Genomic DNA, 8,317 nt, shown 5'->3' with positions numbered 1-8,317 from the left:
CTGCGCACCCTTCCCTTTTTACTCTGCAGCGTCCGGCAGGGCCTGCTGCTGCGGTTCGAGCTGACGCGTATCGTCCAGCTCCACATTGAGACCGAGCGAACGCATTTCCTTGACGAGAACGTTGAAGCTCTCCGGAATGCCGGCCTCGAAAGTGTCGTCGCCACGCACGATCGCTTCGTAGACCTTGGTACGACCGGCAACGTCGTCGGACTTGACCGTGAGCATTTCCTGCAGCGTGTAGGCCGCACCGTATGCTTCAAGAGCCCACACTTCCATTTCACCGAAGCGCTGGCCACCAAACTGGGCCTTACCACCCAGAGGCTGCTGCGTAACGAGTGAGTATGGTCCGATCGAACGGGCATGGATCTTGTCGTCAACCAGATGGTGCAGCTTCAGCATGTAGATGTAGCCGACAGTCACCTGACGATCGAAAGGTTCACCCGTACGTCCGTCGTAGAGCGTCGACTGACCGGAAGACTTCAGGCCCGCCTGTTCCAGCATCACGTTGATGTCCGGCTCATGCGCACCGTCAAAGACCGGCGTTGCAATCGACACACCGCGCTTCATCTGTTCGCCCAGACGCACGATGCTCTCGTCGTCATAGTTGCGAACCGGCTCATTGCGGTCGTTGTCCGGAATGATCGATTCAATCGTCATTCTCAGCGGCGCAATGTCACCCTGTGCCTTGTAGGCCTCGATCAGCTCGCCGATCTTCTTGCCCATTCCAGCGCAGGCCCAGCCCAGATGCGTCTCGAGGATCTGCCCGACATTCATGCGGCTTGGCACGCCAAGCGGATTGAGCACGATGTCGACATGCGTTCCGTCTTCAAGGAACGGCATATCCTCAACAGCGGCGATACGCGAAACAACGCCCTTGTTGCCGTGACGGCCAGCCATCTTGTCGCCTGGCTGGATCTTGCGCTTCACAGCGACAAAGACCTTGACCATCTTCATGACACCTGGAGGCATCTCGTCGCCACGCTGGACCTTCTCGACCTTGTCCATGAAGCGTTGCTCGAGCAGCTTCTTGGAGTCGTCGTACTGGTTGCGCAGAGCTTCGATTTCGCCCTGGATCTTCTCGTCCTCGACAGCAAACTGCCACCACTGCGAACGCGGAAATTCACCCATGACGTCCTGTGTTACGACAGTACCCTTCTTGAACGCCTTCGGCCCGGCAACGGCAGCCTTGCCATTGAGAACGTCAGCCAGACGGCCATAGACGTTGCGGTCAAGGATAGCCTGCTCGTCGTCGCGGTCCTTGGCCAAACGCTCGATTTCCTCGCGCTCGATTGCCATGGCACGTTCGTCCTTTTCAACGCCGTGGCGATTGAAAACCCGAACTTCCACAACCGTACCATAGGTCCCGGGCGGCATGCGCATCGAGGTGTCACGAACGTCCGAAGCCTTTTCACCAAAGATGGCGCGCAGAAGCTTCTCTTCCGGCGTCATCGGGCTTTCGCCCTTCGGTGTGATCTTGCCGACGAGAATATCGCCAGGCTGAACTTCGGCACCGATGTAGACGATACCGGCTTCGTCCAGGTTCTTCAGCGCTTCTTCCGAAACGTTCGGAATGTCGCGCGTGATTTCTTCCGGTCCAAGCTTGGTATCGCGGGCCATGACTTCGAACTCCTCGATATGGATCGAGGTGAAGACGTCATCCGAAACGATCTTCTCGGAAAGAAGGATGGAGTCTTCGTAGTTGTAGCCGTTCCACGGCATGAACGCGACGAGTACGTTGCGGCCGAGCGCCAGATCGCCCAGATCCGTCGAAGGACCGTCGGCGATGATGTCACCCTTTTCGATCCGGTCGCCAACACGAACCAGCGGACGCTGATTGATGCAGGTGTTCTGGTTCGAACGCTGGAACTTCATCAGGCGATAAATATCGACGCCCGACTTGCCCGGTACGAGATCTTCCGTTGCACGGATAACGATGCGGGTCGCATCAACCTGATCGACGACACCCGTACGGCGTGCACCGATAGCGGCACCGGAGTCGCGAGCAACGACCGGTTCCATGCCTGTTCCGACGAACGGCGCTTCGGCACGAACCAGAGGCACGGCCTGACGCTGCATGTTCGAGCCCATGAGAGCGCGGTTGGCGTCGTCGTTTTCCAGGAACGGAATGAGCGCTGCGGCAACCGACACGAGCTGTTTGGGCGAAACGTCCATAAGGTCCACGTTTTCACGCGGCGCCATCAGAACTTCACCGGCATGCCGGCAGACAACGAATTCATCCGTGAATGCACCGGAAGCGTCGAGTTCCACATTGGCCTGCGCCACGTGATACTTGGCTTCTTCCATTGCCGACAGATAGACGACTTCGTCCGTCACCTTGCCGTCGACGATCTTACGGTACGGGCTTTCGATGAAGCCGTATTTGTTGACGCGGGCGAAGGTTGCGAGCGAGTTGATCAGACCGATATTCGGGCCTTCCGGCGTTTCAATCGGGCAGATACGGCCATAATGCGTCGGATGAACGTCGCGGACTTCGAAACCAGCGCGCTCGCGGGTCAAACCACCAGGTCCAAGTGCCGAAAGACGACGCTTGTGCGTGATCTCGGACAGCGGATTGGTCTGATCCATGAACTGCGACAGCTGCGAGGAACCGAAGAACTCGCGAACGGCAGCGGCTGCCGGCTTCGCATTGATCAGGTCCTGCGGCATGACGGTGTCGATCTCGATGGACGACATGCGTTCCTTGATGGCGCGCTCCATGCGGAGCAGACCAACACGGTACTGGTTTTCCATCAATTCACCGACCGAACGCACACGGCGGTTACCGAGATTGTCGATGTCGTCGATTTCACCACGGCCATCGCGCAGATCAACCAGCATCTTGACTACGGCCAGGATGTCTTCCTTGCGAAGGATGCGAACAGTGTCTTCCGCATCGAGGTCGAGGCGCATGTTCATCTTCACGCGGCCGACCGCCGAGAGATCATAACGCTCCGAATCGAAGAACAGCGACTTGAACATGGCCTCGGCCGAGTCAATCGTTGGCGGTTCACCCGGACGCATGACGCGGTAGATGTCGAACAGTGCGTCCTGACGGCTTTCATTCTTGTCTACGGCAAGCGTGTTGCGGATGTACGGTCCGATATTGACGTGATCGATATCGAGAACGTTGATCTCCGAAACACCCGTGTCGAGCAGAACCTTGAGCGTCTTCTCGTCGAGTTCGTCGCCGGCTTCGAGATAAACTTCACCGGTCTCGAAGTTGACAATGTCCTCGGCAAGATAGGAGCCAAATAGATCATCTTCAGTTGCCCTGATGAACTTGAGGCCCTTTTCCGCCAGCTGCTTGGCACTGCGTGCGGTCAGCTTCTTGCCGGATTCAAGAACAACTTCGCCGGAATCAGCGTCGATAACATCCGTGGTGGCTTTGAAGCCCTTGAAACGATCAACGGAGAAAGGAATCCGCCAGCTATCCCCATCACGGCTGAAAGTGATGGAGTTATAGAAGGTTGACAGAATTTCTTCGGAGTCCATGCCAAGTGCCATCAGCAGCGACGTCGCAGGGATCTTGCGGCGCCGGTCGATACGTGCATAGACAACATCCTTGGCGTCGAACTCGATGTCGAGCCAGGAACCGCGGTAAGGAATGACGCGTGCGGCGAATAGAAGCTTGCCCGAGGAATGCGTCTTGCCCTTGTCGTGATCGAAGAATACGCCCGGCGAACGGTGCATCTGCGATACGATCACGCGCTCGGTACCGTTGACAATGAACGTGCCGTTATCGGTCATGAGCGGCATGTCGCCCATGTAAACGTCCTGTTCCTTGATGTCCTTGATCGACTTTGCGCCTGTATCCTCATCGATATCGAATACGATGAGGCGCAGCGTCACCTTGAGTGGCGCAGCATAGGTCAGATCGCGCTGACGGCATTCGTCAACGTCGAATTTTGGAGCTTCGAACTCGTACTTGACGAATTCGAGCATAGAAGCACCCGAGAAATCCGAAATCGGGAACACAGACTTGAAGACAGCCTGCAAACCTTCATCCATACGCCCGCCTTTGGGCTCTTCCACCATCAGAAACTGATCGTAGGAAGCTTTCTGAACCTCGATGAGGTTCGGCATCTCTGCGACTTCCGGAATCTTACCGAAAAACTTGCGTACGCGCCTACGACCATTGAAAGAATGGGTCTGAGCCATCGTCGCTCCTCGTCTTTATGCCAGAATCTGGCCTGTTTCTTAAAACCGCATCTGCGGCCCCGTGAACGGGACAAAACCCGTTTCCTGAAAGCATCGAAATTGCCGTCAGGAAAAGGGTTCAGTACCGGAACCCCCGAAGGGGAAAGTCGGCGGACAGGTTGCCCTGCCCGCCAATAACGCAAGACTTACTTGAGTTCGACCTTGGCGCCAGCAGCTTCGAGCTGTGCCTTGATCTTGTCAGCTTCGTCCTTGGCAGCGCCTTCCTTGACAGCCTTAGGAGCTGCTTCAACGAGGTCCTTGGCTTCCTTGAGGCCGAGACCGGTGATTGCGCGAACTTCCTTGATCACGTTGATCTTGTTAGCGCCGGCTTCGGTCAGAACGACGTCGAATTCAGTCTTTTCTTCAACTGCAGCAGCAGCTGCACCACCGCCAGCGGCAGCAGCAACAGCAACCGGAGCAGCAGCAGAAACGCCCCACTTCTCTTCAAGAAGCTTCGAAAGTTCAGCTGCTTCGAGAACGGTCAGGTTGGACAGGTCGTCTACGATCTTTGCGAGATCAGTCATTTTGATATTCCTTTACAAGGTTCGATATATTGTGACAGCGAGAACGGCCTTATGCCGCTTCGTCCTTCCGGGCATAGGCGCCGAAAACGCGGGCAAGCTGACCTGCCGGTGCGTTGACGATCTGAGCGATGCGGGTAGCTGGTGTCTGGATCATACCAACCAGCTTTGCGCGCAACTCGTCGAGTGATGGAAGTGCGGCCAGGGCCTTTACACCTTCCGGGTCGAGAGTTGTTGCTCCCATCGAGCCACCGAGGATGACGAGCTTTTCGTTACCCTTGGCAAATTCGATGGCGATCTTTGGTGCCGTAATCGGATCGTTGGAATAGGCAACGAGTGTCTGACCTGTGAACAGGTCAGCGATGCCTTCCGAATCCGTGCCCTGAAGAGCGATCTTGGCAAGGCGGTTCTTCGCGACTTTAACGGTGCCACCAGCATCACGCATCTTGGAGCGAAGGTCGCTCAGCTGCGCAACGGTGAGACCGGTATAGTGGGCCACGACAACTGAACCAGAGTCTTTGAAGACCCCATTCAGCCACGCGACGAATTCGCGCTTTTCCGCTTTTTCCACTGTCTCTCTCCATTTGACAGAAACACACGATTGCGCCCCTGTCGGGTTGCCTTTTGCTGCAAGGGCCAATTCGAAAACTGGAACCACACAGCACTTGAGGATCCTGTCCCCCTTGCTTCGCCGAAACCGGCTAACGCGAAAGGCAACTACGGTTCGAACCTTGTTCATCGGGCTATGCCCTCAAAACCTGGCTGTTCCACGTCTCATGCGGGTTCTTGGCGAATTAAGGCGAACCACCCGCAATCTCGGACAGGATAACCGGACTTTCATCCGGTTATCCAGGCCCCGAAGGGCCTGGAATTCTTTTGGTCTCAAACAGTTAGGCTTGAGACTTCCATCAACAGTTACGCTGGGCGTACAGTTGATGGATCGATTTTGACGCCAGCGCCCATCGTCGAGGAAATCGCGACGCGCTTGACATATTCGCCCTTGGCACCAGCTGGCTTTGCCTTGGTGACTGCGTCGGCGAACGCCTTGATGTTCTCTTCCAGCGCCTTGGCATCGAACGATGCCTTGCCAACGCCAGCGTGAACAATACCGGCCTTCTCGACGCGGAACTCGACTGCACCGCCCTTGGAAGCCTTGACGGCAGCGGCAACGTCAGCCGTAACCGTACCAACCTTCGGGTTCGGCATCATGCCGCGCGGGCCGAGTACCTTACCGAGACGGCCAACCAGCGGCATCATGTCCGGAGTGGCAATGCAGCGATCGAAATCGATCTTGCCGCCATTGACGATCTCGAACAGATCTTCCGCACCGACGATATCGGCACCGGCCTTCTTGGCTTCTTCAGCCTTGTCGCCGCGAGCAAATACAGCCACGCGAACCGTACGGCCCGTACCGTTCGGCAGATTGACGACGCCGCGAACCATCTGGTCCGCATGACGGGGATCAACGCCGAGATTCATTGCAACTTCGATGGTCTCATCGAACTTGGCAACCGCACGCTCCTTGACCATGGCAATAGCCGAAGTCAGGTCATAGAGCTTGTTGCGGTCAACGCCTTCACGAACCTTCGCTACACGCTTTGAAAGCTTTGCCATCGTCTTAGCCCACCACTTCCAGGCCCATCGAACGGGCAGAACCTTCGACCATGCGCATGGCGGCTTCAACGTCCGCTGCATTCAGGTCTTTCATCTTTGCCTCAGCGATTTCGCGGACCTTGTCACGCGAAATCTTGCCGGCGACTACCTTGCCTGGCTCTTTGGAACCGGACTTCAGGTTTGCAGCCTTCTTGAGGAAATAAGACACCGGCGGCGTCTTCATCGCAAAGGTGAAGGACTTGTCCTGATAATATGTAATCACGACTGGAATTGGCGAACCCTTTTCCAGTTCCTGCGTAGCCGCATTGAAGGCCTTGCAGAATTCCATGATGTTGATGCCGCGCTGACCAAGTGCCGGTCCGATCGGCGGGGATGGCGTTGCCGATCCTGCCGAAACCTGCAGCTTGAGCTGGCCTGCTACTTTCTTAGCCATAACTTCTGCCTTTTTACACCATGCCGGATAACCGGCGGCTTTTCATTGTGCCGGAGAAACCGGCGGTTGCAGTTTGGTGGTGCGGTTCAAAGGCCCGGCTAAAGGCCGCCTCACCTCCCACCATGAATTGATCAGACCTTTTCGACCTGACCAAATTCCAGATCGACCGGCGTTGCGCGGCCGAAAATCGAAACTTCCACCTTGAGGCGCGAACGCTCTTCGTCGACTTCCTGAACGGTGCCATTGAACGAAGCGAACGGACCATCGGCGACGCGAACACTCTCGCCAATCTCAAACGAGATCGAAGCCTTCGGACGCTCGACGCCTTCCTGAACCTGGGTCAGGATGCGCTCGGCCTCCTTGTCAGAAATCGCAATCGGCTTGTTGTCCGAACCGAGGAACCCCGTAACCTTCGGCGTGTTCTTGATCAGATGATAGGCATCATCCGTCAGATCAGCACGAACCAGGACATAACCCGGGAAGAACTTGCGCTCGGCATCGACCTTGCGGCCACGGCGCACCTCGACCACTTTTTCGGTCGGCACGAGGATCTTCTCGAAAAGATGCGACAGACCCTTCTGCCTTGCCTTTTCTTCGATCGACTCTGCGACCTTCTTCTCAAAATTCGAATAGGCGTGAACGATATACCAGCGCGCGGTCATTATTGATTCCCAATCCCGATTTTCTTGTCAGCCTGCGTTAACGACCAAGACCGAGAACGAGATCGATCCCGTACGCCATCAACTGATCCGCTGCGAAGAAAAAGATCGCAGCAAAAAACGCCATTACCATCACCATCGCGGTGGAAATGAGCGTTTCGCGGCGCGAAGGCCACGTGACCTTTGCGGTTTCAGCGCGCACTTGCTGAAAAAAAGTTATTGGATTCGTTTTGGATGCCATTTACCGCTCGTGCGTGTCATGTTGCTGTAAACATGCTGTGCTGCTATCGAAACAACACCATCTGTCCACACCATTGCGGCCCGTAAAGCTGACCGTTCAGCTCCACGCACCGCGTGTCTGTTGATGTTACATAGAACCGATTCCGGAAAAACACAAGGCCCCCGGATTCGTTTCTTTCCAAACATCTGTCGGTTACACCATCCAATCGTGTACCGGCAGACTATAAGTTGGCAGGGGAGACAGGATTCGAACCTGCGACCTACGGTTTTGGAGACCGCCGCTCTACCAACTGAGCTACTCCCCTACGTTCGGGGCGTACATTCCACAAACCCGTTGCTATTTCAAGCCCTATCGGCATCGCTTTGCAGGAATTAGAATATTTGCAATCGCTTGGCCCCGGCAAATGCTTGCTTTCAGCGCTGCAAATGCTTGCTTTCAGCGCTATTGCACCTTCTTAAGCTGAGTTTGAACACAGTTTTCAAAACGGGAAGGCAATTCGCAGTTACCGATTGCCGCGAGATCGCCGCGCTCCGTCGCCAGTCCGTATTGCTGGAGCTCGTCTGCCGAGAGAATCACAATATCGCTCGCGGGAATTGCCAGCATGCGCGCCACGAGAGTTTTATCTATCCCCATCTCGATAAAATAGCCGTCG

At 55.9% G+C, this 8,317-nt stretch carries 7 protein-coding genes, 1 tRNA gene and 1 pseudogene; all 9 read right to left on the bottom strand.

Annotation, left to right across the window (positions count from 1 at the left end; genetic code table 11):
* Window positions 1–18: 18 nt before the first annotated feature.
* Complete coding sequence (rpoB, locus tag AAAC48_RS10585) at window positions 19–4,158, bottom strand: DNA-directed RNA polymerase subunit beta (RefSeq protein ID WP_340654136.1); 4,140 nt, start codon at window positions 4,156–4,158, stop codon at window positions 19–21.
* A 185-nt stretch (window positions 4,159–4,343) separates the two neighbouring features.
* A complete protein-coding gene (gene rplL, locus AAAC48_RS10580; protein WP_340654135.1) occupies window positions 4,344–4,721 on the bottom strand; it encodes a 50S ribosomal protein L7/L12 in 378 nt (125 codons plus the stop codon).
* A 49-nt stretch (window positions 4,722–4,770) separates the two neighbouring features.
* The gene (rplJ, locus tag AAAC48_RS10575; RefSeq protein WP_106710762.1) at window positions 4,771–5,289 is read right to left on the bottom strand and encodes a 50S ribosomal protein L10; all 519 of its coding nucleotides are present in this window, start codon (window positions 5,287–5,289) and stop codon (window positions 4,771–4,773) included.
* A 344-nt stretch (window positions 5,290–5,633) separates the two neighbouring features.
* On the bottom strand, window positions 5,634–6,332 hold the full coding sequence (gene rplA / locus AAAC48_RS10570) for a 50S ribosomal protein L1 (RefSeq protein WP_340654134.1): 699 nt from the start codon (window positions 6,330–6,332) through the stop codon (window positions 5,634–5,636).
* Between the two features lie 4 nt (window positions 6,333–6,336).
* Entirely contained in the window at window positions 6,337–6,765 is a 429-nt protein-coding gene (gene rplK, locus AAAC48_RS10565; protein WP_106663205.1) for a 50S ribosomal protein L11, read from the bottom strand.
* 131 nt (window positions 6,766–6,896) lie between these two features.
* Entirely contained in the window at window positions 6,897–7,427 is a 531-nt protein-coding gene (gene nusG / locus AAAC48_RS10560) for a transcription termination/antitermination protein NusG (RefSeq protein ID WP_027229726.1), read from the bottom strand.
* A 37-nt stretch (window positions 7,428–7,464) separates the two neighbouring features.
* On the bottom strand, window positions 7,465–7,665 hold the full coding sequence (gene secE / locus AAAC48_RS10555; protein WP_099999177.1) for a preprotein translocase subunit SecE: 201 nt from the start codon (window positions 7,663–7,665) through the stop codon (window positions 7,465–7,467).
* A gap of 228 nt (window positions 7,666–7,893) precedes the next feature.
* Window positions 7,894–7,969, bottom strand: a tRNA-Trp gene (locus tag AAAC48_RS10550).
* A gap of 137 nt (window positions 7,970–8,106) precedes the next feature.
* Window positions 8,107–8,317, bottom strand: a pseudogene (locus AAAC48_RS10545) (hypothetical protein); the annotation flags it as partial.

The organism is Phyllobacterium sp. (assembly GCF_037994405.1).
Taxonomy (GTDB): Bacteria; Pseudomonadota; Alphaproteobacteria; order Rhizobiales; family Rhizobiaceae; genus Phyllobacterium.
This window is presented reverse-complemented; position numbering and strand designations above follow the sequence as displayed.

Bases quoted from the DNA above. Each gene is read 5' to 3' on its own strand.
- rpoB (WP_340654136.1), bottom strand. From the start codon at position 4,158: ATGGCTCAGACCCATTCTTTCAATGGTCGTAGGCGCGTACGCAAGTTT.
- rplL (WP_340654135.1), bottom strand. From the start codon at position 4,721: ATGACTGATCTCGCAAAGATCGTAGACGACCTGTCCAACCTGACCGTT.
- rplA (WP_340654134.1), bottom strand. From the start codon at position 6,332: ATGGCAAAGCTTTCAAAGCGTGTAGCGAAGGTTCGTGAAGGCGTTGAC.
- rplK (WP_106663205.1), bottom strand. From the start codon at position 6,765: ATGGCTAAGAAAGTAGCAGGCCAGCTCAAGCTGCAGGTTTCGGCAGGA.
- nusG (WP_027229726.1), bottom strand. From the start codon at position 7,427: ATGACCGCGCGCTGGTATATCGTTCACGCCTATTCGAATTTTGAGAAG.
- secE (WP_099999177.1), bottom strand. From the start codon at position 7,665: ATGGCATCCAAAACGAATCCAATAACTTTTTTTCAGCAAGTGCGCGCT.